The sequence below is a fragment of the Sporosarcina sp. ACRSL genome, from assembly GCF_022346605.1.
Lineage (GTDB): Bacteria > Bacillota > Bacilli > Bacillales_A > Planococcaceae > Sporosarcina.
In genome coordinates this window covers 65,679-89,246 of sequence record NZ_JAKRNT010000010.1, presented here as the reverse complement: position 1 = coordinate 89,246, position 23,568 = coordinate 65,679, and the positions used below count along the sequence as shown (strand labels likewise).

General features: G+C 37.6%; 27 protein-coding genes. 19 read left to right on the top strand and 8 right to left on the bottom strand.

The annotated features are described in order from the left end of the window. Positions 1-26 precede the first annotated feature (26 nt). Together MHZ92_RS15435 and MHZ92_RS15430 are read right to left on the bottom strand one after the other, a co-directional pair. Positions 27-1,196, bottom strand: a complete 1,170-nt coding sequence (locus MHZ92_RS15435) for a peptidase (RefSeq protein ID WP_239432616.1) — start codon at positions 1,194-1,196, stop codon at positions 27-29. 123 nt (positions 1,197-1,319) lie between these two features. After that, positions 1,320-2,507, bottom strand: coding sequence for an HD-GYP domain-containing protein (locus MHZ92_RS15430; RefSeq protein ID WP_239432615.1), 1,188 nt, complete (start codon positions 2,505-2,507; stop codon positions 1,320-1,322). Between the two features lie 282 nt (positions 2,508-2,789). On the opposite strand from MHZ92_RS15430, the gene MHZ92_RS15425 reads away from it, so the two are divergent. Continuing rightward, the gene (locus MHZ92_RS15425; RefSeq protein ID WP_239432614.1) at positions 2,790-4,565 is read left to right on the top strand and encodes a M14 family zinc carboxypeptidase; all 1,776 of its coding nucleotides are present in this window, start codon (positions 2,790-2,792) and stop codon (positions 4,563-4,565) included. Between the two features lie 108 nt (positions 4,566-4,673). On the opposite strand, the gene MHZ92_RS15420 is transcribed toward MHZ92_RS15425, so the two are convergent. Continuing rightward, positions 4,674-5,489: an alpha/beta fold hydrolase gene (locus tag MHZ92_RS15420; protein ID WP_239432613.1), complete on the bottom strand. Its 816-nt coding sequence runs from the start codon at positions 5,487-5,489 to the stop codon at positions 4,674-4,676. A 26-nt stretch (positions 5,490-5,515) separates the two neighbouring features. Next, entirely contained in the window at positions 5,516-5,719 is a 204-nt protein-coding gene (locus MHZ92_RS15415; RefSeq protein WP_239432612.1) for a hypothetical protein, read from the bottom strand. Positions 5,720-6,537: 818 nt separating this feature from the next. Between MHZ92_RS15415 and MHZ92_RS15410 the strand changes: the two genes are divergently transcribed. From MHZ92_RS15410 to MHZ92_RS15400, 3 genes are all read left to right on the top strand, one after another. Then, positions 6,538-7,695 carry a DegT/DnrJ/EryC1/StrS family aminotransferase gene (locus tag MHZ92_RS15410; RefSeq protein ID WP_239432611.1) on the top strand — a complete coding sequence of 386 codons (1,158 nt, stop codon included), beginning with the start codon at positions 6,538-6,540 and terminating at the stop codon, positions 7,693-7,695. Continuing rightward, positions 7,670-8,314 carry a sugar transferase gene (locus tag MHZ92_RS15405; protein ID WP_239432610.1) on the top strand — a complete coding sequence of 215 codons (645 nt, stop codon included), beginning with the start codon at positions 7,670-7,672 and terminating at the stop codon, positions 8,312-8,314. The genes MHZ92_RS15410 and MHZ92_RS15405 overlap by 26 nt, the downstream gene beginning before the upstream one ends. 105 nt (positions 8,315-8,419) lie before the next feature. Further along, complete coding sequence (locus tag MHZ92_RS15400) at positions 8,420-9,589, top strand: glycosyltransferase family 4 protein (RefSeq protein ID WP_239432609.1); 1,170 nt, start codon at positions 8,420-8,422, stop codon at positions 9,587-9,589. A gap of 70 nt (positions 9,590-9,659) precedes the next feature. On the opposite strand, the gene MHZ92_RS15395 is transcribed toward MHZ92_RS15400, so the two are convergent. After that, complete coding sequence (locus tag MHZ92_RS15395; protein WP_239432608.1) at positions 9,660-10,286, bottom strand: 2OG-Fe(II) oxygenase; 627 nt, start codon at positions 10,284-10,286, stop codon at positions 9,660-9,662. A gap of 297 nt (positions 10,287-10,583) precedes the next feature. Between MHZ92_RS15395 and MHZ92_RS15390 the strand changes: the two genes are divergently transcribed. After that, positions 10,584-10,898 carry a four-helix bundle copper-binding protein gene (locus MHZ92_RS15390; RefSeq protein WP_239432607.1) on the top strand — a complete coding sequence of 105 codons (315 nt, stop codon included), beginning with the start codon at positions 10,584-10,586 and terminating at the stop codon, positions 10,896-10,898. A gap of 68 nt (positions 10,899-10,966) precedes the next feature. On the opposite strand, the gene MHZ92_RS15385 is transcribed toward MHZ92_RS15390, so the two are convergent. Together MHZ92_RS15385 and MHZ92_RS15380 are read right to left on the bottom strand one after the other, a co-directional pair. After that, entirely contained in the window at positions 10,967-11,944 is a 978-nt protein-coding gene (locus MHZ92_RS15385) for a tRNA dihydrouridine synthase (RefSeq protein ID WP_239432606.1), read from the bottom strand. A 96-nt stretch (positions 11,945-12,040) separates the two neighbouring features. Beyond that, positions 12,041-12,805, bottom strand: a complete 765-nt coding sequence (locus tag MHZ92_RS15380; RefSeq protein WP_239432605.1) for an NRDE family protein — start codon at positions 12,803-12,805, stop codon at positions 12,041-12,043. 218 nt (positions 12,806-13,023) lie between these two features. Between MHZ92_RS15380 and MHZ92_RS15375 the strand changes: the two genes are divergently transcribed. The 14 genes from MHZ92_RS15375 (at position 13,024) to MHZ92_RS15310 (ending at position 23,226) form a co-directional block, all read left to right on the top strand. Continuing rightward, on the top strand, positions 13,024-13,449 hold the full coding sequence (locus MHZ92_RS15375) for an exosporium protein C (protein ID WP_239432604.1): 426 nt from the start codon (positions 13,024-13,026) through the stop codon (positions 13,447-13,449). Positions 13,450-13,903: 454 nt separating this feature from the next. Continuing rightward, complete coding sequence (locus MHZ92_RS15370; protein ID WP_239432603.1) at positions 13,904-14,788, top strand: class I SAM-dependent methyltransferase; 885 nt, start codon at positions 13,904-13,906, stop codon at positions 14,786-14,788. 303 nt (positions 14,789-15,091) lie between these two features. Then, the gene (locus MHZ92_RS15365) at positions 15,092-15,262 is read left to right on the top strand and encodes a hypothetical protein (RefSeq protein WP_239432602.1); all 171 of its coding nucleotides are present in this window, start codon (positions 15,092-15,094) and stop codon (positions 15,260-15,262) included. 34 nt (positions 15,263-15,296) lie between these two features. Further along, positions 15,297-16,208 carry an MBL fold metallo-hydrolase gene (locus tag MHZ92_RS15360; protein ID WP_239432601.1) on the top strand — a complete coding sequence of 304 codons (912 nt, stop codon included), beginning with the start codon at positions 15,297-15,299 and terminating at the stop codon, positions 16,206-16,208. A 52-nt stretch (positions 16,209-16,260) separates the two neighbouring features. Continuing rightward, a complete protein-coding gene (locus tag MHZ92_RS15355; RefSeq protein ID WP_239432600.1) occupies positions 16,261-16,665 on the top strand; it encodes an NUDIX hydrolase in 405 nt (134 codons plus the stop codon). Between the two features lie 536 nt (positions 16,666-17,201). Further along, positions 17,202-17,396, top strand: coding sequence for a hypothetical protein (locus MHZ92_RS15350; protein WP_239432599.1), 195 nt, complete (start codon positions 17,202-17,204; stop codon positions 17,394-17,396). Between the two features lie 76 nt (positions 17,397-17,472). Further along, the gene (locus tag MHZ92_RS15345) at positions 17,473-17,757 is read left to right on the top strand and encodes a hypothetical protein (protein ID WP_239432598.1); all 285 of its coding nucleotides are present in this window, start codon (positions 17,473-17,475) and stop codon (positions 17,755-17,757) included. A gap of 90 nt (positions 17,758-17,847) precedes the next feature. Next, positions 17,848-18,708: a DMT family transporter gene (locus tag MHZ92_RS15340; protein ID WP_239432597.1), complete on the top strand. Its 861-nt coding sequence runs from the start codon at positions 17,848-17,850 to the stop codon at positions 18,706-18,708. A 93-nt stretch (positions 18,709-18,801) separates the two neighbouring features. Continuing rightward, the gene (locus MHZ92_RS15335) at positions 18,802-18,999 is read left to right on the top strand and encodes a hypothetical protein (protein ID WP_239432596.1); all 198 of its coding nucleotides are present in this window, start codon (positions 18,802-18,804) and stop codon (positions 18,997-18,999) included. A gap of 30 nt (positions 19,000-19,029) precedes the next feature. Next, entirely contained in the window at positions 19,030-19,899 is an 870-nt protein-coding gene (locus MHZ92_RS15330) for a hypothetical protein (protein ID WP_239432595.1), read from the top strand. Positions 19,900-19,937: 38 nt separating this feature from the next. Continuing rightward, the gene (locus tag MHZ92_RS15325) at positions 19,938-21,152 is read left to right on the top strand and encodes an MFS transporter (RefSeq protein WP_239432594.1); all 1,215 of its coding nucleotides are present in this window, start codon (positions 19,938-19,940) and stop codon (positions 21,150-21,152) included. A 186-nt stretch (positions 21,153-21,338) separates the two neighbouring features. Continuing rightward, positions 21,339-21,953: a GNAT family N-acetyltransferase gene (locus MHZ92_RS15320; RefSeq protein WP_239432593.1), complete on the top strand. Its 615-nt coding sequence runs from the start codon at positions 21,339-21,341 to the stop codon at positions 21,951-21,953. A gap of 375 nt (positions 21,954-22,328) precedes the next feature. Next, positions 22,329-22,802, top strand: a complete 474-nt coding sequence (locus MHZ92_RS15315; protein ID WP_239432592.1) for a MerR family transcriptional regulator — start codon at positions 22,329-22,331, stop codon at positions 22,800-22,802. Then, positions 22,783-23,226: a hypothetical protein gene (locus tag MHZ92_RS15310; RefSeq protein ID WP_239432591.1), complete on the top strand. Its 444-nt coding sequence runs from the start codon at positions 22,783-22,785 to the stop codon at positions 23,224-23,226. The genes MHZ92_RS15315 and MHZ92_RS15310 overlap by 20 nt, the downstream gene beginning before the upstream one ends. 59 nt (positions 23,227-23,285) lie before the next feature. On the opposite strand, the gene MHZ92_RS15305 is transcribed toward MHZ92_RS15310, so the two are convergent. Next, a complete protein-coding gene (locus MHZ92_RS15305) occupies positions 23,286-23,474 on the bottom strand; it encodes a hypothetical protein (RefSeq protein ID WP_239432590.1) in 189 nt (62 codons plus the stop codon). Positions 23,475-23,568 lie beyond the last annotated feature (94 nt).

Sequence of the window (23,568 nt, the reverse complement as noted above, 5' to 3'; positions counted from 1 at the left end):
GTGTTGCTGAAACCTGTCCATCCGTCTTATACCTTTCTTTTAGAGTACACAAGTAAACCTACTAGAAGTACGGTTTGTCCAAAGAAAGCGATGGCATCCCAAAAAGCAGATGAGGTCGTAGGCGAGAGTAAATTACTAAAAACTTGTGAATACGCATAATAAGCTTGCGGTAGAAAGTAAAAGATAAAGAGACTAAGCGTTACTAAAATCCCAACGATATAAAATATGCTGTACATACGAATAATTCTTTGCTCACCATCAAACGTTTCCGCCTCACTGATATCACTTCTTAAAAACGGCAGCCATTTACTTAAATACTGCTTCCCACTTTCCATCAAGTTATAGGCTCCTGTACTATTTTCAATGAAATAATAGATATCTGTTTTCATGAAAAAACAGCATTGGTATAACGTTTTTATGAAAATATCAAAAACGACTATGCCTAAAATGCCTATTAAAATGGCATTCGCTTCTGGAAGTAGGAGCAGAATCGTAAGTGCGATGACCACAATTGCTTGTTCAAAGGACATTCCCGCAAAATAGAGGATATTCCTTTGCCGCTGCGCCAATTTCCAAGCTGACGTTAAGTCCGTTTCAAAAACGACAAATATCAGCCTGTTCCCAATCCCTAATTTGGCCGGTAAATCATAAGATCTAATCGCCAAAATATGCCCGAACTCATGAATGATGATAAGTACAAGGGAAATTAGCATGTAAGTGATGATATTGAGCATCATCGAATCGAATAAAAATATATCTTGGTAATGGGGGAATAATCCAGGATTCATTACGAAAATTGATATATTGATCAATAATAAAATAAGATAAATCTTATTCGTAACCCGATTGAAAAAGAAACGTCCGACAGAAGAGGGGATCCATGTAAAACTACCGGAACCTTGACTCTCCTTTTTTTGAGGCAGTTTTTCTCCATCTACCTCTTGAACTAGCCCTAATTCGATAAGTTGTCCGCCAAATTCAATTATATCTACGTTTTCATTCGGATATTTTTCCCGCAGCTCTATTTCAATTTCACCTAATGTTTGGCCGTTATTTATCCTTTCAATCGCATCTATACAAATCACGGGCATCTCAAAAAAATCACCAGAGACAGGTTCTTCTACGATATAATTCTTCTTATCTTTTTGTATGGATAAAGGATAAAGTGTGAATTGTGATTGTAATGTTACTTTCAAATCCTGCCACCGCCCTTTAAAAGTGAAAATAGGATGCTATCGTGATAGCATCCCATTTTTTGCATTCCTTAACCTTTTGGAACTAAGAAACACCACCAGCATGTTACTTTAACTTTTTTAAGTTTACGGATTTTCATGTTTGTGCACCTCCCTTGGTGTATGATCTTTTGCGTATTGCTTAGAGATTGTAATCCAATCTGGATACACTTGTTTAAAAACCTCCACCAACTCAGGGTCGAACTGGGAGCCTTTTCCTTCTAGTATTCGTTTATATGCTTCTTCAAAAGGAAGCGCGGGTCGATAGGACCTTGTGGAAGTCATCGCATCGAAAGCATCTGCAACAGCTGTAATTCTAGCAACAAGGGGTGTTTCTTCACCTGCAAGTCCATCTGGATAGCCCTTGCCATCCCATCTTTCATGGTGATGATAAACGACGGCAAGATTATCAGCAATTTCTTCTACATCTTCAATTGCTTTTGCTCCTACAACAGGATGGGTTTTAATAACTTCATATTCTTCATCTGTTAGTTTACCGTGTTTCGCCAAAATCGAATCAGGGATATTTACTTTACCGATGTCATGCAATAGACATGCATAATAAAAAGAATTTAATTCGGATTCTTTTACCTTTCCCGTTGCTTTCGCAAGACTCATCGCGTATTCCGCCACACGCTCACTATGTCCGCGCGTATAGGGGTCCTTTAACTCTAATGTGGCAATAACTCCTTTAACCATTCCGGCTAATTGCTCGTCATAGGAAATTGTTAATGCCTTCACGTAACTTAGGATTCGATGTAAGAGAATATAAGAAATACCTCCGAATATGATGACAATAATAATTGGAAAAAATATGACAGGATCTTGTATGAATACTCCTACCAATATGTATTTTAGGAGTAATCCCCATGCAACTAGATAGAAAAATCGTTTATTAATAAAAATCGGCGCAAACAATATAATAACTACCTCTACGAGGTTACCACTTGAATACGAATCTGCACTTCCAAAGTAATAATAAATATCAGTGACAAGGTTCGTAACTAAATAAGTAATGACGATAATATATTTTACCTTTTCAGGATTTCCCTTTTTAAAGAAATAGATGGTTACAGGGATAAGACAGATGATGATCAAATGTTTAATGAAACTTAAAAAATACCATATTGTATCTGGTAAAGCTTCCGCTATCCATGGGAATAAAGGAAATATCTTATAATAAAAAATGTCGTATAAAAAAAATACAATATAAAATAACCACATAAATAAAACAGTAGCTCTTTTTTCTTCTCGTAATAAAGATGTATTCTTCATTTTTCTACCACACTTGTGATGAATGGGATGTCTATATGTAAATGTTTCATAGATTACTAGCTTCCTTCGCAATAGATTTTTACTTCTACATTCTTTTATCGACAAATAATATTAAAACTAAAGCGTTTTGCCCATCTTCAGTAGAGGAAATAGCCGATAGATACTATTATAGCAGGTTTCACAGGCTCAATCTTAACATAAATGACATTTCTTTTACCATTTGCTTCTGATACTATTATTCTAGTAAAAAGGTGACTAGCTGACTGCACAGGGGGAGACATCATGTTAAAAAAGATAGTTGCGAGTTTCTTGATTTTATCTTTATTTCTTATTAATTTTAGTAGTATCACAATGGCACAATCAAAGTATTATATCAGTACGCCGAAACAGCAATATACATATGAGAAGATGACAAAGGATATCCAACAGCTAGCAAAGGATTACCCGGAGCTGGTGGAATATAAATCTCTTGGCAAGACTGCGTACGGCAGAGATATTTGGGCTATGAAAATGGGTAAAGGTGATTCGACCCTATTAGTTACAAACTCTCACCATGCTAGAGAGTGGATATCTACGATTTTGACAATGCATATGGTGTACAAATACGCAGCGTCTTATCAAAACAATCAATCCATACAAGGATACAATGTGAAGGAAGTTCTAGATCATACGACGATTTGGTTCATTCCGATGGTGCATCCGGACGGTGTTACGTTGCAGCAAAAAGGGTTAAACGCTTTTCCGAAAGAAGCCCATAAGCAATTAATTAAAATGAACAATGGCAGCAAGGATTTTAAGCGTTGGAAAGCAAATGCCCAAGGGGTCGACCCGAACCGAAATTATGATGTCGATTGGGGTAGGATCCATAACAATTCCGTAAATCCATCTTGGCGAAATCATAAAGGTTCCAAACCTGGCCAAATTGCTGAAGTAAAAGCGGTTATGAAATTAGTGGATGAAGTAAATCCGGAGATGCTCTTGGACTACCATTCGTCAGGCGAAGTTTTGTATTGGGATTATAAGATCGATTACAAAACGAAACAGCGTGATCGAGTGATCGCAAATAAAATTGCGAGCATGACAGGATACACATTGATGTTTGCTCAAAATAAAGCGACTGGCGCATCAACAGATTGGTTTATACATAAGTTTGGAAAGCCTGCACTGACACCAGAGCTCGGTAAGTTCGCAGGACAGACAAACGTTCCTTTAAGTGCATTTGATCGAATTTGGAAGCAAAATGAAGCCGTGCCAATGTACGCCGCATCGGAAAGCTATCAACTATGGCTAAATAAGCAAAAGCTTGTTTATTTAAGTGATGTACGAGTTGATTTATTACAAAAGACTCCTTTATATACCAAACCCCTCAAATCAGCAAATCAAACATTGAATCCACAAAGAGTTTCGGTCGTTGGAGAAAAGGCTGATTGGTACCTCATTAAAACGGCCGCAGGAAATATGTGGATTAAAAAAGACAATACGAAGGAATATACGGTCCAAGGCTTTGTCGATTACAAAGAAGGGGAATACTGGTCAAAACCTATTTTATGGTCAGTAGATAGAGGGTTGATGTCAGGGGATGTCGTCAATAACCGAAGATATTTAAAACCTCGGGATACTTTAACGGAAGCGCATTTATTGGCGATGTTATTCCCATATGCAAAACCGGATGAACTAGCGAATACGACCCCACAATCGAATCATTGGGCTTCTGTCCCTTATCAATTAGCAGCAAAATATGATTTTCCTGTAGAAGGAAGTCTTGAAAATATGAAAAAGGCGAATCAACCGATCACAAGGGGAAAAATGGCGCAACTATTAGCTTCCTTCCATTTTAATGATCCAACGATTAGCTTAGAAGAATCTGTGCAATTCATGTATGACGCAAATATCTCGAATGGATATGATGCTTCGAATAAGACGTTTGAAAACTTCGGCGTGGACGAGCTTTTAAAACGTAGTCATATTTCAACATTCTTCATGAAGTATGATGAGTTTTTACAAAATGAAGCTCTTCTTGACAGATCGAATGATACCGAAGATTCCAGTGGTGAATAATAAGTAAAAGAATCTAGAAGTGAAAAGCTTGGCTGCATTAAAAACTGGGAGTTGAGAGTTGCAAATGAGAGAGGACCATTCCAAATTAGGGAGGTCCTCCTTTTTCACCTAACTTTTTGTTTTCTCATCTATTGCATTACTACCCACTTTCTGGTTACCATGAGTCGATACAAACTGTTTAATGAAATTGTTCACCGCCACGGACGCCTTTGTAGGAAGCTGATGTTTGACGTCTCCTATGAGGATGTACTCGTTTACCGGGAGCTTTTCGTGTAATAAATTGGCATAGTGATGAAACGCCTTATTTTTTTCTCCATACATCAACAAAACAGGAAATTTAATTTGATCTAATCGATCTGTACAGTTATAGTGCAAACTGTATCGATAGTATTGCTCTATATTTTGGGCTTTTCCTTTTTTTGCGTTGATATATAAGTCTTTAAACAATTGTCCAGTATTGGAGTTAGTAAAGGAAACAGATAAAGCAAGAGCTTTATGTGCCTTCCATTTGGCTAGCTTTACCCCTAAAATAATTCTATTTTTTAGTGATGGATCATTTACTTCTGACATAGCTCCTATAAGAATGCCTCCTAAAGAGCGCTTAGGGTAGGTCAGCAAAAACTCAAGGGCAATGGAACCTCCTGTTGAGTAGCCGCATATGAAAGCTTTATCTATTTCTAAATGATCCAATAGTTGTTTGATATCATGTGAAATTAGGGAATAAGTCAATGCCATTTCTGAAAAAGAGCTGTTTCCATGGCCCCGAATGTCAAAGACAATAGTTTTGAAGTGTCTTGATAATTCATTCACTTGGTAAATAAAATTCTTGCTTGTGAGTAAGGGAGGATGGATAAACACGATAGGTATCCCTTTACCTTGTACGTGATAATATATGTCTACCCCTTCTAAATTTACAATTGGCAACGTATTACACCACCGATAGTAGAGAGTTATTTTTTGCGATTTTTTTTGTCCCAGATTCTCCTTACGTAAAATTGATCCTGTTTTACCTTCACTTCGTAGACATCCGGGTAAGATAATCCTGTCCATTCTTTAAGTCCTTTTAGGCCATCAAGTTGCACCAATAATAGCCCCATCGTATTGCGATGAGTAACCAGTACGGTGCCGTCGCTTGCTTGTTCAAGCACTTCCATTCCTCTTTTAGCTACTTCACGGCTAGATTCTCCCCCTACCATGTTCAGATCCTTGTCCCGAACAGATTGCAGCTTTGCAATGCCTGACTAGATATACAGTTTTATACATTAGTTTCTCTCCTAATTTCCTTTATTCCAACGTTATTATTTTTTTATTGCTCGTATGTTTTTACGGGGAAATCCCCAAGTTCAGACCACTGTGCATGTGAATTTGTCAGCCTATCATAGCCGATTTTTGATGTGACTAAGCCATTAATGGTTCCTTTGGTAATCTCTCCTTAGTCAATTAAATCTATACCTATTCCCTCTGTGCTTGATGATTAGCATTTCTCCAAGTTCGAACGGATTATTATCGATTAAGCAATGTCATTTCGATGCTACCTAACATATGATATAGCACGGGTGTGAAAAGGCGTAATTTTGCATGCGTTCTGAAGAATGGGAAGACAACTCCGAAGCTCTCCTAGCTCTAGTTAGATTTTCTATAAGAAAGTTTTGGGAAATATTTGTTTCTTGGATGCCATCGCAAAAAAGCAATTTCGAGCTTTCTTGACCAGGTGGATTTTTTTATTTGTTTATGAGAAAGGAAATAATATCTATTTTGTGTAAATTCTATTCTTCATGCAACCGAAGGAGGAATTGAATTTAGTTAAAGAGGTCTCTTATAGATTGACTGTTGAACAGGAGAATACTCAATAAGTTATGTCCAGAGGAAGTCCGAAATCGTTTAGGGAACAAATTGCGTGAGTTTGCATGAAGGAATCAAGACTATAAAGTTTTATCGTCTAGATTTATTGAATGGGAGAGGAGATTATACAATGAAAGAAAGAACCATACCATATGCTTTGCCTTTAATAGGAGATGAGGAAATTAAAGAAGTCATAGATACAATTAAGTCGAACTGGTTGAGTAAAGGCCCGAAAACAGTACAGTTTGAGGAAGAATTTGCTCGTTATGTTGGTGCGAATTATGCAGTAGGGGTGAACTCATGTACAGCGGGGCTTCATCTTGCTCAGTTAGCCGTTGGAATAGGTCAAGGTGATGAGGTCATTACGACACCATACACGTTCGCGGCTACTGTAAATACAATCTTACATACAGGAGCAACACCTGTTTTGGTGGATATTGATTATGAAACCATGAATATAGATCCAACTAAGATAGAAGAAAAGATTACAACAAAGACAAAAGCAATCATTCCGGTCCATTTTGCTGGTTATCCTTGTGATATGAAAGGGATAAAGGAAATTGCAGATAAGTATAATCTCTACGTTATAGAAGACGCAGCCCATGCAGTATATACGAAATATCATGAAACCATGATTGGTAACGTCGGCGATATTACATGCTTTAGCTTCTATGCTACAAAGAACCTTGTCACGGGTGAGGGGGGTATGATAACGACCAATGATCGTGAAATTGCGGAACGTATCCGAATGATGAGCCTTCATGGCATGAGTAAAAATGCATGGAATCGTTACAGCGATAAAGGATCTTGGTATTACGAAATAGAAGACGCTGGGTATAAGTACAATATGACTGATATTCAAGCAGCCTTCGGTATTGTTCAGTTGAATAAGTTACAAGAATTTCAAGAGAAAAGGGCAGAGTATGCTCATATTTATAACCAAGCATTTAGAGGAATAGAGGGTATTACTATTCCGTATTCTGATGAGATACATCGACATGCCTGGCATTTGTATGTAATACGAATTGATCAGGATAAGTTTACAATCGACAGAGCGCAATTTATCGAAGAACTAGGTAAACGTGGCGTTGGGGTAAGTGTGCATTTTATACCGATTCCAGTACACCCCTATTATAAAAAACTAGGCTATGATATAAAACATTTTCCGCAATCTGAAAAAGCTTATAATGGAGCTATTTCTCTCCCACTATATCCTCGCATGTCTAACGAAGATGTCCAATACGTTGTTGAAGTTGTGAAAGATGTCTCCAACAAATTTAGACGTTAAGAATTTTGTCGAAAAGCCATTTAACGATTTGTTAAAGAGAATGTTCGATTTTCTAGTTTCGTTTATTTTTATAATTATTCTGTTTCCGCTCTTTGTTATCATAGCGGTATTAATCAAGAAGGACTCAGATGGCCCTATTCTATTTAAACAGGTCAGAGTTGGAAAAAATGATACCCTGTTTGAAATCTACAAATTCAGAACGATGGTTGTTGATGCTGAAAAAATTGGAAAACAAATTACTGTTGGAAAGGATAGTCGGATAACAAGAAGCGGTGACTTCTTGAGGAGATATAAGTTAGACGAACTACCTCAGTTATTCAATGTGTTAAAAGGAGAAATGAGTTTTGTGGGTCCGCGCCCAGAAGTCCCGAAATATACAAGGCTTTACAATGAAGAACAAAGGAATGTCTTAAAAGTTAGGCCAGGAATCACAGATTATGCATCAATTAAATATAGAAGAGAAAACGAACTATTGGCCCGAAGTGATAATCCTGAAGAAACTTATATAAAGGAAGTTATGCAAGATAAGTTACAGATTAACTTAGAATATATCAATAAACGATCCATTTTCGAAGATATAAGGATAATGTTTCTAACGATAATAAAAATCTTGAATTGACATGAATTTATTTTTAATAGATGTATAAGGACTATGAAAATGTATCCCCCATCAGTATAGATGGGGGAGTAAGCCTGAAAAAATTGATTTGTGGAGATTATAAAAGTGACTGATAAACCGAAAATATTGCAAGTTTGTGCAGTGGACTTTTCAGTTAGAACTTTATTGATTCCATTGATAAAAAAGTCCATGGAGAATAATTATGAAGTTCATACAGTCTGTACAGATACCGGAGGATTTAAGGAATTAGAATCACAGGGGTTCACAATGTTTGATATTAATATTGATAGAAAAATCAAACTGACGTCTAATGTAAAGTCCATCATTCAGCTGTACAAGCTAATGCGAAAAGAAAAATATGACATTGTGCATGTGCATACGCCTATAGCTTCTCTATTAGCGAGGATAGCTGCAAAACTAGCACGTGTACCTACTATTATATATACAGCACATGGGTTTTATTTTCATGAGGAGATGCCACAAAAGAAATACAGATTTTATTATACAATCGAAAAAAATGCTGCTAAATTTTTGACAGATTACTTATTACTTCAAAGTAAAGAAGACTATAACTTGGCAGTCGCTAATAACTTCTTAAGAAATGATAGGATCATTCATTTAAGCAACGGTGTAGAGATTTGGAAGAAATTTAATCCTCAATTGATTAGTGAAGAACAGTCTTTGCGTCTTAAAAAAGAATTAAACCTGCTTGATAATAGCTTTGTTTTTACCTTTGTTGGAAGGTTAGTTGAGGAAAAAGGTATATTTGAACTGATGACTGCTTTTACTGATATTAAAGAGAAATATCCTGAAGCCGAATTAGTTATAATCGGTGAAACAATTGAGAGTGAAAGGGATCAAGAAGCAAAAATTAGACTAATTGAAATGCTGAAATATCCCGGTGTAAAGCACTTGGGTTTCAGAACTGACATTCCAGAATTACTCCATATTTCTAATGTATTTGTATTGCCTTCACATCGGGAGGGGTTACCAAGATCCATTATCGAAGCAATGGCAATGGAGAAAGCAATAATCGCAACCAATATAAGAGGTTGTCGTGAAGAAGTTTTCCCTGGAGAGAATGGGATTTTAGTGGAAAAAGCCAACGTGGAAGACCTCTGCATGGCCATGGAAAAGTTGGTTTCTAATAGACATCTTGCAAAGTCATATGGAGTAAAAAGCAGACAGTTGGTTGAAGAATTATTCGATGAAGAAAAAGTATTAAATAAACAAATTGATTTATTTGATTTTATTACTATGAAAAAGCTTAATTAATGCTAGTGATGAAGGATATCTCAAATTGCATAGAATAAAGAGGACCATCCCTTGGGGGAGGTCCTCTTTTTTACCTAACTCTTTGTTTCCTCATCCACTGCGTTGCGACCCACTTTTCACCAGCAATAACAGGTGCTCCGCCATGTAATGTTAAATCGTTTAAAGCTTGATCGTTATAGAAGTACTCGAAGTAAACGGCCATTCCTTTTTTAGGTGATACTGATAAATTCAATTCAGGGAAATACGTTTCTCCGCCTTCTTCGACATCATTTAAGTACATAACGAGCGTACTAATTCGATTATTGTCTGCTACTTTAAAGAAATCATGATGCGCTTTGTACTGTTGACCCGGTGTATACTGAAGGATTTGCAGACCTTCTCCGTGTTCAATCGGTATATTCATAATCGTGGAAACTCTCTTTTCAACTCTCGCAACAATTTCGTTTTCACTGTCTTCAATAAACGTACTACTACTTGTTCTCAGTTCATGTACTTCGCGTGTCGTTCCAATTTTTGAACGTTTTAATCTGTCCTTAGACAATCTAATCAGCTCATCGCACTCTTCGTTACTTAACACATTTCCTAAAACGACGATTAAGGGCTCCTCGAATCTGGCAACTATGTCAATCTCTCGATCTGTCAAAATTTTATTTCCGACATGATTGAATATCGTTTGCTCTATATTTTCCGTTATCAACTTCAAACACCTCTTAAACTATTTAGATTTTAAAACAATCCGTTTTTGCGTCATGAGTTTACGTGTTTTAACGGTCTTCTTATACTTGAGGGAGTTCTTGCCCACTTTCTTTTGGAATTAAATTCAATTTATTTTATCATATTATTTTATATATCTCAATTATGGGAATCTTAACAAAGGTATTCTTATGAAAATATCGTTGCTGAACGAGGACGATAGGCGAGGAATCATTCAGGGGTGTTTTATACAATTTTTAAAGGGGAAGCATACAGAATGAAGGAAATTGGAGGTGAGTCCATGAATACAAAATACACAGAAACCCTTAAGGTGATTTTAGAATGTCTCGAGGCATGTAATACTTGCTTCGATGCATGCTTGAAAGAAGAAGACGTTAAGATGATGGCTGAATGTATACGATTGGACCGTGAATGTGCAGACAGTTGTGCATTTGCTGTACAGGCGATCACTCGTAACAGCCCATTCACTAATCAGATTTTAGAACTTTGTGCAGCTGTTTGTGAAAGATGTGCGGAAGAGTGTGCGAAACATGAGGCGGATCATTGCCAACGCTGTGCGGAATCTTGCAGAAAATGTGCCGAAGTATGCCGTTAAGCGGTTGCTTAACAAAAGGGGAGCCAATCATATTACTTCGATTGGCTCCCCGTTTTATTGATCCTTCCTTAATCCAATTCCTTCTCCATAACTTCCTTCACCAATCGGCGCACTTCATCCGTCGTTTTCGTATTCATCAATTCGTTTCTTAATTCAGCGGCGCCTCTGAATCCGCGAATATAGATTTTGAAAAAGCGGAGAAGTGGTTTGAATGGACGTGGTTCCTCTTCTGTTGAATATTTATCATGTAGATCCAATTGCAACAGTAATAAATCGAGATACTCTTTCACGCTATGCTCTCTCGATTCTTTCTCAAAAGCGAACGGGTTAGAGAAAACACCGCGGCCAATCATGACGCCATCAACGCCGTATTGTTCCACTAATTTCATTCCCGTTGTGCGGTCAGGAATATCGCCGTTAATCGTTAACAACGTGTTTGGAGCAATTTCATCCCGCAGTTTTTTGATTTCGGGGATCAGTTCCCAATGGGCAGCTACTTTGCTCATTTCTTTTCTTGTACGAAGATGAATGGACAGGTTGGCAATGTCTTGCTCCAAGACATATCGTAACCAATCGCGCCACTCGTCCACTTCGACGTAGCCTAGTCTCGTTTTAACACTGACTGGCAATCCACCGGCTTTTGCGGCTTGGATGATTTCAGCTGCGACTTCAGGGCGCCGTATTAATCCCGCACCTTTTCCGTTGGCCGCCACGTTTTGGACCGGGCATCCCATGTTTAGATCGATGCCTTTAAACCCGAGTTTTTTCATATCGATGCTCATTTGTTTAAAATACTCAGGTTTATCGCCCCAAATATGCGCAACAATTGGTTGCTCATCTTCTGTGAACATTAAACGGCCGCGCACACTTTCTCTTCCGTTAGGATGGCAATAACTTTCCGTATTTGTAAATTCCGTAAAGAATACGTCGGGTCTTGCTGCTTCACTGATGACGTGACGAAATACAACGTCAGTGACGTCTTCCATTGGTGCTAATATAAAAAACGGCTTCGGTAGATCCAGCCAAAAATTATGTTCGTTACTCATTTGATGTCCTCCTCATGCAATAGAACGACAATTCCCATTGCAAAATCCTTAACTCGTCCTATAGGTATTTCCCCAATATAGGACCCGTAAGCAATTTTACTCCATTTGGAATGTGAATGCACGGTCTTCCGTAAATTCTCCGTCCCGATACGTCCGTTCTACGAAAGTGATGTTGTTTTCTTGATCGATAAGCAGGACGGTCGAGGAGCGGGTGCCGTACCCTTCTGATTTAATGAAGAGAGAAGAGAGTACCCGTTCCAATTGTTCGCCCACTCCTGTATTCGGTAGTTGTTCGTCCGGAAACGGTTCGACGTTTAGCAGTACATTGAATAGTTCGTCAGGCTGGATGACACGGTTTTGTTCAACGAGTTTTCGGACATCCGCTTTCCCTTTTTCGACTTTCGGCCATGGTGTATCGAGAAAATGGTTGGACAGCCCATGTGTCCCCGTTGAAATTTTCTTCACTTCATTTTCGACATTCGAGTAGTAGAACAACTCATCCGCGGTACCGGCGATTACATTGAAACCGGCATAATCCGAACGTTTTTGTTGTAACAATGTCAGAAATTCTACGGCTGTCATTTCGGACTCAAGGAAATCGGTCACGATTTCACCACGTGATCGCGCGTCTTTTTTCTGTTCGGTAGCATCTCGGTAATTGGTCAGTGCGGCAAAACGACCGTTTTTCGTAATACCGAGCCATGTCCCTTTTTGGGATAAATCCCTGCCTGCCAACAGACCGGGTTTATCCTCCCAAAAGTGAGCCGGGGCAGTTGGGCGCTCATAAAACTCGTCCCGATTTGCTGCCACGATCAATCGGTAAATTGGATGGTCTTGAAAATGAAAATTGATCAAACACATGACAACATCACTTCTCCTTTCCCAAAGTATACATCGTTATTTAGGTTTCGGACTACAGTCAATGAATGGATACTTCATTCCGCAGGGATAAAAGGTCTGTTCGGGCTAAATATATTAGCCTTTTTTTCAATAAAATCTATTAAAAGTAATTCAATTAACCAAGCACTTCCTTCGAAACTGCATACTTTACAGTATTACGTTTAAAGGAGGTGACTATAGTGGTTCGGATACTTGATTACCAAGCTGTACAACCCATTCGTAGGTTTACTCCAAGTAGACCCATTACGATTCCTCGTTCGCCATTAAGGGTTTCATTGGCAACTATTCGTGTAAGGATTCCCAGTGGTGCACCTAGAAATCGTGTAGAATTAATCGCGACAGTAGGAGTGCGTGGTGTTACAGGCGTCTCCCAAATTTTGTTTAGGATCTTCCGCGACGGTAGAGAAATTTTCAATACCCAAGTAGGAATAGAATCTGATCCTGAATCAGAAGTAAATTATGTAGAGACATTCCAAGCAATAGATTTTAATGTTGGACAAGGTACCCATGTATATCAAGTAACTGCTCAAAATTTAACTAGTGGGACAGAAGCCGCTGTTGTAGGCCCTGTATCCTTTAGTGGCTTAGCAATTGCTGAATCATAATGGGTGATTGAGAATTGCTATGGAGTGCTTGGCCATATAAGTAGGCCAAGCACTCTTTTCTATTTTTTGAAGAGAGTTGAAGTCAATCCACTAAAAAAGCACCTTCATTATTTGATACAAGTATCCCCCGTGTTCAAAGTGAATAGCCCTGCGCTCAAAGCGAGTCATCCCACGCTCAAAGCGAGTCGTCTCGCGCTCAAAGTGAGTTATCCAGCGCTGAAAGCAATCCGCCCCTCGACCAAATCGAGTCATACAAAGAGGTGGTGCATGTTTTATTATACATTGGCGATGTGGGCTCACCCATATGTAAATAATAGTTACAACGCTACTCCATGTCTTTGAAATTATAATATGGTATACTCCTTATTAGATATTTACTAATTTTCAATTATATCGGTCTGGAACAAACGGTATGTTTGAATAAACACTGGTTTGAATCGCAAAGGAGGGCCAAATGGAAAAGTATTATTGGGATACGAAGATTGAATACCTAAAAAGAACGAGGGACTTATATTACAATGATGATTATATTGAATTTTTGGTTAAATATGTTTGGAAACTATCAAAACCTGTTCATATAATTGACTTTGGTTGCGGATATGGATATTTAGGACTGAAATTATTACCTCTTTTGCCGGCAGGTTCTAAATATACTGGTGTTGATAAAGGAAGACAATTGATTAGTGAGGCGAAAGAGCTTTATCATAACACTCCATATGAAACGGAATTCATCTTGACTGACACTGATACGAATGAAATTGAGTTAGAGAGAAAATATGATATAGCTGTTAGCCACGCCTTTCTTTTACATGTGTCCGATCCCAAAAGAATGCTTCAAAAAATGGTTACCTCAGTTATCGACGGAGGAAAAATAATTTGCTTTGAACCACATTGGATTTCAGGTATGTCATCATACTACATTGATGGGTACGACCAATCACAACTTGTTCAACTTGGTAGTCTTCAAAAATTATATGAAGAAGGTGCAAAGCGGACTGGGAAAGATGGAAATATTGGTGTTAAAATACCTCAGTATCTTTCCGAGTTAGGTGTGAAGAACATTGAGTGCAGAGGCAGCGACAAAGTAAACTTTCTAAATCCCTACGTCAACATAGAGGATAACGAAAGACTGTATAATTCATTAAAAGAAGAGGGGGTAGGTGAAGAACCTGCAAGAAAAGAATCGTATATAAAAGATTTGATAATACGTGGGCTTACATTGGAAGAAGCACAAAAACAGTATGAGTCTGTATTTCTATTCTCACAAGTGTTTAACATAAATTCCTCTTTAGCCTGGGCACCTAGTATGAAGATTACTTTTGGAGATGTAAAAAAATAGTATTACCCATGGAAAATCAAAAGCCTAATTCCTCACTGATAAGAATGAGGAATTAGGCTTTCTTTTAGAATAACGAAATACAATTATTGACATCGTTAGTAGAACAATGATGTTATACTAGTTATACAAACTTTACTAATTTTCAGGTAGAAGGAATTAAAACTCAAAAGGAGTTATGGAATTGAAAAATTGGTTGTATAGGACTGGTAAAGTAAAGGTAAAAACATACGATAGATTCTTTAAAGCCTTTTCAATTCCTGTTCAGTAATTATTATACGGCTCCTAGATAAATTTGTTTATGATATGCCAACCGTTGTCGGTGGGATAGCTGCTGGATGCCTGGTTGTAATGCTTTTTAGAGTGATTGATAAGATGCAATTTCTTGAAAAAGAACTTAGTAATAAAACAAGTTCCATTTTAGACTTACTGGCGTTATTTAGTATTGTTTTAGCCTTTTATTTATTTGAGATATAAACATTGGCCAAAATAAAAAAAATGGAGGGTTGAAATGAGAGTAGAATGTAAAAGTAAACACTTTGAACTTCAACGTCTCGAAGACGGTATTTATGCGGCTATTGCAAAGGACGGCGGCGGTGCTGTAGGGAACGCGGGTTTCATAGATTTAGGAGATCAGACTATTATATTTGATACGTTTAATACTCAACAGGCTGCTGCGGATTTAAAAAAGTGTGCAGAAGAGTTAACTGGCCATGAAGTGAGCTGGGCAATAAACAGTCACTATCACGGTGACCATATTAGGGGCAATCAAGTATTTGCCTCGTGCCAGATTCTTTCCAGTGATACTACTTATTCGAATATAAAAGAATTGCAGCCTACACGGATTGAGAGTCAGAAAGACGATATGAAAGGATTAGCAAAGTATATCAGCACACTAGAAACAACCCTCCAAGAAACAAATGATAAAAAACTTGAAGTTCAAATCAGTTTCTTAAAGGAAATTGAAAGTTCATTACCTACTCTTAGCTTAACTTTACCAACAGTTACATTTCAGGATATGTACACATTTAAGGGATCGAAGCGTTCGGCAGTGTTATTTACAAAAGGTGGGGGACATACACCGTGTGATGCTTTTCTTTACATGCCGGATGATCAAGTGATTTTCATGGGGGATTTGCTTTTTGTTAATACCCATCCCTCCATCTTTGAAGACTCTGATGTGGACAACTGGATAAATATCCTTCAAGAGTTGCTAACGTGGGATATTAATGTTGCTATTCCTGGACACGGTCCAGTAGGAACAAAAAATGATCTGCTTACTATTATTCGGTACATGAATAATTTGAAACAAACAATTGCTCAAGGTGGGGATCATGATCAAATTAAAATACCTGAGCCATATCAAGGGTGGGCACTTCCTGAATTATTTCAAAGAAATCTTAAACAATTACAGCAATCCTAATAGGATTCAAACGGGCCACTTAGAAAAGTTTTAGGAGAAGGGGAAAATGAGAATGAAAAGCTGGTCAGGTTCAGCGGGTGTTTGTATCAATGAAAAAAATGAAATTTTAATGGTTAAAGGTTTTGAGTCAGAGGGATGGGCAGTACCTTCAGGTGGTATTGAAGAAGGCGAAAGTCCAAAGGAATGTTGCGTTAGGGAATTTAAAGAAGAAACCGGATATGACGTGAAAGTCATCGAACAATTAAGAGTAAAAGAAACAACCATTAAAGGGATTCAGGTAAAAACATATTATTTTAGGGTAGAAAAAATTGGCGAAAGTAGCGGTATCAATGATCCTGATGAAATCATTACCGAAGCTGATTGGAAGTCTTTATCTGAAGTAATAACCATTACCCATGCCTATCCTGAGGATTTATGTTTTTTACTGGAGCAACTTGAACTGTTGAGATATCAATGATTGCAATAACTTCTGCCCTATAGGGAGGAAAGAGAGGGGCGTTTATGACATTAAACTATAAAGAGACATTTGACCGTGTTTCTATCTATTTTTTAGCAATGCTAATTTCTCCCGTACTCTTTGGAGTTTTCATGGCACTATATTCGATTATTTTTTTTTAAGACTCCCGGAGTATTGGGCCAACGGTCTTGGTAGTCGGTCTTTACTCGTTTCCCTTCTTTGCATTCGGAGCATTTCCTGTATCATTGTACATCGATTTTTCTATCCGAACTAAAAACTCACCGAATTGGGCAAAGGTACTTATTTATGCGGGTTCCGGCAGCTTAGCGGGACTTATTGGGAGCATTGTTTTATATGATCTTTTTTCAATTATCTTTATGATGATGTTTGATATGTTCGGTGGACTCATTCATTTTTCAGTGGTTGTACTATTGAAAAAAGTGATTAAGTAGTCGTGTTACTGCAACTTATCGGGACACATGACAGGTTTTAATTAAAATAAGGAATGGAGTAAAAATGGAGAGGGGGAATAATAAATGGAAGTAAAGCTTGAACAATATATTATAGCATTACTCGTCATATCTTTCGTATTTTTCATTCTTGTGGCATCATGGCTAAAGACAGATGAGGCTTATCGAGATTTGCTTTTTACTATTGCAATGGTTCACTTTGTTATGTCAAAACTAATAACTATTAAAAAAGAAATAGAAATAGAAAAAGAAGTAGAATAGCTTCAACACTTCTAACCATGGTTGTATATTCTTTAGTAAGGTTTTTTAAATTTTTATTTGTTAGGTGGTGCAATGATTGGGAACTCTACTTGAACTTTTAGGCTCACTAGGTACAATCCTTTTTTCATTTACAAAGGATGTAACAGAAGAAGAAATAGAGAAAAATATAAAATCGCTTAAAGAATACGAGTGGTTTCAAAATTACTTTATTGATGATAAATATGAACAACTAATTAAGGAAGATAAAGATGTTCGTTATGTCATAGGAAAATTAAACGTTGAAAAAATGAAAAATAACGCTGGATATCATAAAAAATATCAAAAGAAAATACATAAAGTGTTACTTGGAAATTCATTATGACTCTTACAGATGTCGTATAATCTATCGATTGGTGAGCAGTAAGTCTTAAGCATTTTACTGTAAAAAGTATTTTCGAAGGGGAATCCCGCTATGAACAAATGGCTTTTTGGCTTTTTAGTCGTATTGACGACATCTTTAATGGGATCTGCTTTTGCAGTCGGAAAGATTGGATTGGCTTACGCTACACCGATCATGCTTGTAGCACTCCGATTTCTCATCGCAGGGGTTATTATGGCGATACTTGTAAAATGTTTAAGATTCGCACATCCAAAACAGATGGCGGACTGGCTGAAAATAGCGCTGATTGGTTTTTTTCAAACGGCAGCTGTCATGGGATGTATCTTCGTCAGTTTACGCACGATTACTGCGGGACAATCGTCTATTTTAACGTTTATGAACCCGCTTTTGGTTGTTATCTTTGGAACAGTTTTCATGAAAATGACGTATAGTTGGCGGCAATGGGTCGGTGTTATTTTAGGTTTTGTCGGCGTAATTGTTACGCTTGGTGCACAGATGGACTTACAAATTGGAACACTTTTTGGTTTCCTGTCAGCCATTTCGTGGGCTGTCGGAACACTACTCATTAAAAAGTGGGGCGCTCAAATCAATACTTGGGTATTAACGGCTTATCAGATGTTGTTTGGTGGTCTGATTCTGTTCGTTGGAAGTTTTCTATTGGAAAATCCCTCGTTTCAAATGAACAAACAATCGATCACAATTTTATTATGGTTAGCCCTAATGGCTTCCATTGTGCAATTTGCAGTCTGGTTTTACCTTTTACAAAAAGGCGAGCCCGGCAAAACAAGCGCATTCTTGTTTCTAGCTCCATTTTTCGGTGTTCTGTCTGGTTGGTTACTCTTGGATGAAATGATCGTGTGGAATGTAACACTTGGTGGTGTTTGTATATTCATTGGCATATTCATGGTAAATTGGACGGCTAAAATAACGTAGATTAACCTATCTGAGATTGCCTCTATAGTGCTCGTCGGACTTGTCTATATATTAAAACGTAAAAGCAGACTTCTAAAATAGGAGGATAGGGCAATGGTTAAAACAGTAACTTTTTCATTCAGCAGTGCCGAGTATGAAGGGACTGAGGCGACAGAAACATTTACTTTTGAAAAGTTAGGAATTGATGAGAATATGGATGAAAAAGCATTGCGAAAAGAAATGGAACGACTTTTCGAGGTTTGGGTTTGGCATAAACTTAATATTTCCTACAGTGTAGTATGGGATGGTTAGGATACCTTCTAGTAAAGGAGAGGTGCTGTTATGTATATTAGTCTATCGGTTGAAAAATTTCAAAACGCTAAAAGATATTTAATGAATTATGGAAGGGATTTGGAGCAGGAATTGTTTCGCTATTATTTCGAAGGTGGAGATGCTCAACCCGTCATTGATTTATTAGAAAAATACCAAGGGGATAATGGAGGCTTTTGCAACATGGGTGAGGGACATGCTGTTATTCCAAACGGCATGGATACTTGTATGGCATTTCAATATCTTAGTGAAGTGGGGGCTTCAGCAAACAATGAAATCGTTCAACAAGGAATTACATACATAATCGACTCTTATGATTGGGAACTAAAATGTTGGCATGGTAGACCTCATCAAAAAAGTACGGGGTGGAGAGATAATCCTTGTTCTGAACTATTAGGATACTTATATGAGTATCGTGAATTGGTTCCCGATGATTTCTTACATATCGTTACGGAACATGCCACATCTTCTTTCAGTACCATTCACACAACGGAAGAATCACGCCAATTTTACTTTTTAGAAGCACTTTGTTTACTCCGTCTAGCAAATCGAATTGATGAGCCGTTTAAGTCTTCTATTCTACAACAATTATATAGGGATATTGAAGAAATCATTGAGACTGATTCTACTAAATGGTCAACCATCTATTGTGCTAAACCTTATTTTTTTGCTCCATCACCAGACAGTCTAATGTGCGTTCCCATTAAAAATCACGTGTTACGAAGTTTAGAAAATGAAATAAAAACGCAATCGGAAGATGGACATTTTATTTTAAACTGGAATTGCGAAGATGATGGGGCAAAAGTTTGGAAAAGCATTTGGACAATGGATGTACTAAAAACCCTGCATCATCATGGAATGATTGAAAGAGCAGCTATATAAATAGTTGCTCTACGGGCAGCGTATGAGGGGGAGTCAGGATGAAGTTTTTTAAACAATATGGTTTGTTATTGGGGGGTCTGGGCTTTTCCAATTTAGGAAATTGGATTTATCTAATCGCATTGAACTTAGCAGTTTGGCATTTAACGCATTCACCTGCAGCCGTGGCGGGAATTTATATTGCAGGTCCGATTGCTCGTATAATTAGTAACTTTTTTGCCGGTTCTATCATTGATCGCTATGATAAAAAACGGCTGATGGTGTATAGCGATATTGTTCGGGGAGTCATTGTTTGCATCATGCCTTTTTTAACATCGATATGGCTCATCTATAGTTTCATCTTCCTTACAAATGTTGCAAGGAGCTTCTTCGGTCCGAGTAGCACATATGTCATTACAAAGCTCGTAAAAGACGAAGATAAACTAAGATTTAATGCATTGAACAGTACGTTAAGCTCTGGTTCTTTTATGATTGGCCCGGCACTTGCCGGAGGAATTATTGCAATAAGTAATACAAGTGTTGCGATGTGGGTGAACGGATTGACGTTCTTTGTCTGTGCATGGGCGATTGCCTCATTACCGAAAATCGAGAATGAAGTAACGGAAAAAAGTAGTCGTTTGACATTCCGTGTTATCCGTGATGATTTTTCACAAGTATGGTCCTATATACGAAAAAAGCCGAAATTACTCACTTTTTTTGTTGTGTATATGATTGCTTTGATGGTCGCCTTTGCACTTGATTCTCAAGAGATGACCTTTTTAAAAAGTGTGTTACATACAACTGATACGACATATGGAATCGTTGTAAGCGTTGCTGGACTTGGTGCAATTGTAGGTGGATTATGTGCGACAGCAATGGTTAATAAACTATCGATACAAACGTATATTGGAGCAGGCTTTTCTTTGACCATGCTAAGCTATTTACTCTTTTATGCCTCGAGTGTTTTATGGTTTGCCATTATAAGCTTTATAACACTCGGGTTTTTTATGGCATTTAGTAATACGGGATACGCAACGATGTACCAACAAACGATCCCTCCTAGTCTGATGGGACGCTTTGGTAGCTCGCTAGATCTTCTGCAAAGCGTAGCACAAATCACTTTGACATTCGTCTTGGGCACCCTTGCCGAGTGGTTTTCATTACAATTGGTTGCAGGCATTTTTTCATTGTTTGCTCTACTGTTAGCTATATATTTATATATCTATTTAGTGCCCCATACTAAACAGTTTTCTATGGAGGTAGTAAATGAAAACTAATGGAACTTCCGTACCTCCAAGGAATAGAGCAAGATTTTCATCATTTCAGGTCAAGGAACTGGGCCTATTTAGTAATAGGCAAGTTAGCTGAAAAATGGATTTTATTTTTAATTAGAAGAATACAAAAGAAGAGGTTTGTTTGTGTAAATGATTCTTCATTCATTAAAAAAAGGAGTAATACACTACATGAAATCTGAAAATTGTAAATTTAGTGTTGTGAAAGCGGATAAAGTGGATTTTGACGTGAGGAAACAAATGTCTGAGATTTTTTCGGAAGGATTCTCACAATGGCTCGTTTTTTTCTCAAAGGATAAAAATAAAATAGCAAAAGCTTTTGCTCATATGTTTGTTTTGAATCAATTTTATGTAGCAATAGTTAACAATAAAATTGCTGGAATGACAGCATGTACAGATGGTGTCGATAGATCGGTTCGATTAAATAAAAAGGAATTAAGGAAGCATCTAGGATTTTTTAAGGGAAGCATGGCATGGATCTTTCTAAAGAAGGAATTTGAGGCACCCTTTGAAGAATTCCCTCCAAATACAGGGTCGATTGAGTTTGTTGGAACGGCTTTAGAGTTTAGAGGACAGGGTGCTGCATCTCAAATCATAAAGCATATCATTGAAAACACTCCGTACAGCGATTATATCATTGAAGAGGTTGCGGATACGAATACTTCGGCAATGAATTTATATAACAAATTGGGATTTGAAGAGTACAAAAGAAAGCCTGTTTCAGAAATCAGTGCCAAGAAAATTGGAATCAATAATTTTTTGTCTTTAAAATTAGTGAAAAAATAACAATAGAAGATTATCAAGTGAAAAAATAATATATTCGTTTCTAGATACTTACCATCGGGCGTATTTTTACGTAATCGTAATATATCTTAATTTGTTCATTAACTGGTGGTAATTGATAACAAATGCTATTCCTGAATTGGACCAAATTATGGAATAAAACGTATGTCAAAACACATAAGGAGTGCTATTTTATGATTAGAAAATTTGACACTGTGTGTTTGAAGGTTAGCGATGCCGAAAAAACAAGTAAATGGTACAAAGAGATAATTACGAATCAAAACTATCCGTGGAAGGGATTCGTTTCAAAAATATTTTTTTTGAAAAAACCGAAAAATGACTTGAGGTTGGAGTCAACTTCAATGGTATGTTAAGTTCATGGAAAAACTTTATTCTATACAAGAGGTTTCGCAGTTCCTTGGAATGACGAAGGATACGCTTCGTTATTATGACCGAATAGGGATCGTCTCTCCGTCCCGAGAAGACAATCAGTATCGCAGGTATTCGAAAGACGACCTCATCGATTTGATGAATATTCAAATCATGCGGTATGCAGACTTTTCTCTTGACGAAATCAGGGGGAAGTTTAGATTCCACAAGATGGAAGGTATTGACCCTGATTACTGCGAAGAGGTTGCAGCGTTTCTCGATGCCAAGAACGCAGAAACACGCAAAAAGATTGCTCATCTGGAAAAGGTCAGTCGGCTACTCGATGTCGCGGTCGAAACGCTAAGGGACTTTACTAACGAAAGTGACCAACGTCTGACAGAGATTGCCCGCGAGATTTACATGGATCTCCAAAAGAAGGAAACAGAAATTTCGAAGGAAGGTTGTGGTGAACATCAAGGTTAGGAATTATTATTATCTGATTGCAGGCGTTCTTGCGTTACTGTTTGCCGTCACGCACGCTTGGAACGGGCAAACCGTTGTGTTGCCGATGCTCGACATTGAGGAGATGTCCGTAAGTACCCGGACAGTCTTCACTTATGTCTGGCACATCATCACGGTGGAAAATCTGGTCTTCGGCATTGCTTTCATTTTAATGTCAGTCCAAACCGAGCGATCAAAGACTAGGTTTGCGGCATGGTTGATTGCCGCAATTCTAATCGTCCGACTGATGATTATTCTTGGTATAACGGCATTTGTTGACATATCAGGCCTTATGGATACGCTTATAGATTCAATTGCCATCGTAATCTATGTTGCCCTCATCATACTTGGCACAAGAATGAAAGGTAAACCAGAAATTGTAAAGGAAAAGCTAGTGAGCATGTAATTGTCTAGTGAGAAGTGATTTAAAAAAACTCAGAATAATATCTGAGTCAACAGTAAAAATTAATATTTCCCAAGTAGTGCCTTGAAACCTTTATAGATAAGGAACAAGGAGAAAATTAAGATAGCTACAACAGCGATTATGTCAGTGATTGGCTCTAAAACATATAAAAAAGTAAGTGACAAGGGAACCTTTAGTAATGCAAATCCAGCTACTATACCAGCCAACATGATAAGAATCAATCGATCCATTCAGTTATCCCTCCTTTCCTTCAGTATATGAACAAGTTTCAAGCGAAGCAGGGTTGGCGTTTAGTTCATTCAACAAAAAAAATAAGATAATGCA

Coding starts and splice junctions, on each gene's coding strand:
- MHZ92_RS15340 (WP_239432597.1), top strand. CDS start 17,848: ATGAACAAATGGCTTTTTGGCTTTTTAGTCGTATTGACGACATCTTTA.
- MHZ92_RS15415 (WP_239432612.1), bottom strand. CDS start 5,719: ATGGAAGTGCTTGAACAAGCAAGCGACGGCACCGTACTGGTTACTCAT.
- MHZ92_RS15350 (WP_239432599.1), top strand. CDS start 17,202: ATGGAAGTAAAGCTTGAACAATATATTATAGCATTACTCGTCATATCT.
- MHZ92_RS15360 (WP_239432601.1), top strand. CDS start 15,297: ATGAGAGTAGAATGTAAAAGTAAACACTTTGAACTTCAACGTCTCGAA.
- MHZ92_RS15430 (WP_239432615.1), bottom strand. CDS start 2,507: ATGAAGAATACATCTTTATTACGAGAAGAAAAAAGAGCTACTGTTTTA.
- MHZ92_RS15410 (WP_239432611.1), top strand. CDS start 6,538: ATGAAAGAAAGAACCATACCATATGCTTTGCCTTTAATAGGAGATGAG.
- MHZ92_RS15335 (WP_239432596.1), top strand. CDS start 18,802: ATGGTTAAAACAGTAACTTTTTCATTCAGCAGTGCCGAGTATGAAGGG.
- MHZ92_RS15330 (WP_239432595.1), top strand. CDS start 19,030: ATGTATATTAGTCTATCGGTTGAAAAATTTCAAAACGCTAAAAGATAT.
- MHZ92_RS15355 (WP_239432600.1), top strand. CDS start 16,261: ATGAAAAGCTGGTCAGGTTCAGCGGGTGTTTGTATCAATGAAAAAAAT.
- MHZ92_RS15315 (WP_239432592.1), top strand. CDS start 22,329: ATGGAAAAACTTTATTCTATACAAGAGGTTTCGCAGTTCCTTGGAATG.
- MHZ92_RS15390 (WP_239432607.1), top strand. CDS start 10,584: ATGAATACAAAATACACAGAAACCCTTAAGGTGATTTTAGAATGTCTC.
- MHZ92_RS15370 (WP_239432603.1), top strand. CDS start 13,904: ATGGAAAAGTATTATTGGGATACGAAGATTGAATACCTAAAAAGAACG.
- MHZ92_RS15325 (WP_239432594.1), top strand. CDS start 19,938: ATGAAGTTTTTTAAACAATATGGTTTGTTATTGGGGGGTCTGGGCTTT.
- MHZ92_RS15380 (WP_239432605.1), bottom strand. CDS start 12,805: ATGTGTTTGATCAATTTTCATTTTCAAGACCATCCAATTTACCGATTG.
- MHZ92_RS15320 (WP_239432593.1), top strand. CDS start 21,339: ATGAAATCTGAAAATTGTAAATTTAGTGTTGTGAAAGCGGATAAAGTG.
- MHZ92_RS15425 (WP_239432614.1), top strand. CDS start 2,790: ATGTTAAAAAAGATAGTTGCGAGTTTCTTGATTTTATCTTTATTTCTT.
- MHZ92_RS15365 (WP_239432602.1), top strand. CDS start 15,092: ATGCCAACCGTTGTCGGTGGGATAGCTGCTGGATGCCTGGTTGTAATG.
- MHZ92_RS15385 (WP_239432606.1), bottom strand. CDS start 11,944: ATGAGTAACGAACATAATTTTTGGCTGGATCTACCGAAGCCGTTTTTT.
- MHZ92_RS15405 (WP_239432610.1), top strand. CDS start 7,670: ATGTCTCCAACAAATTTAGACGTTAAGAATTTTGTCGAAAAGCCATTT.
- MHZ92_RS15305 (WP_239432590.1), bottom strand. CDS start 23,474: ATGGATCGATTGATTCTTATCATGTTGGCTGGTATAGTAGCTGGATTT.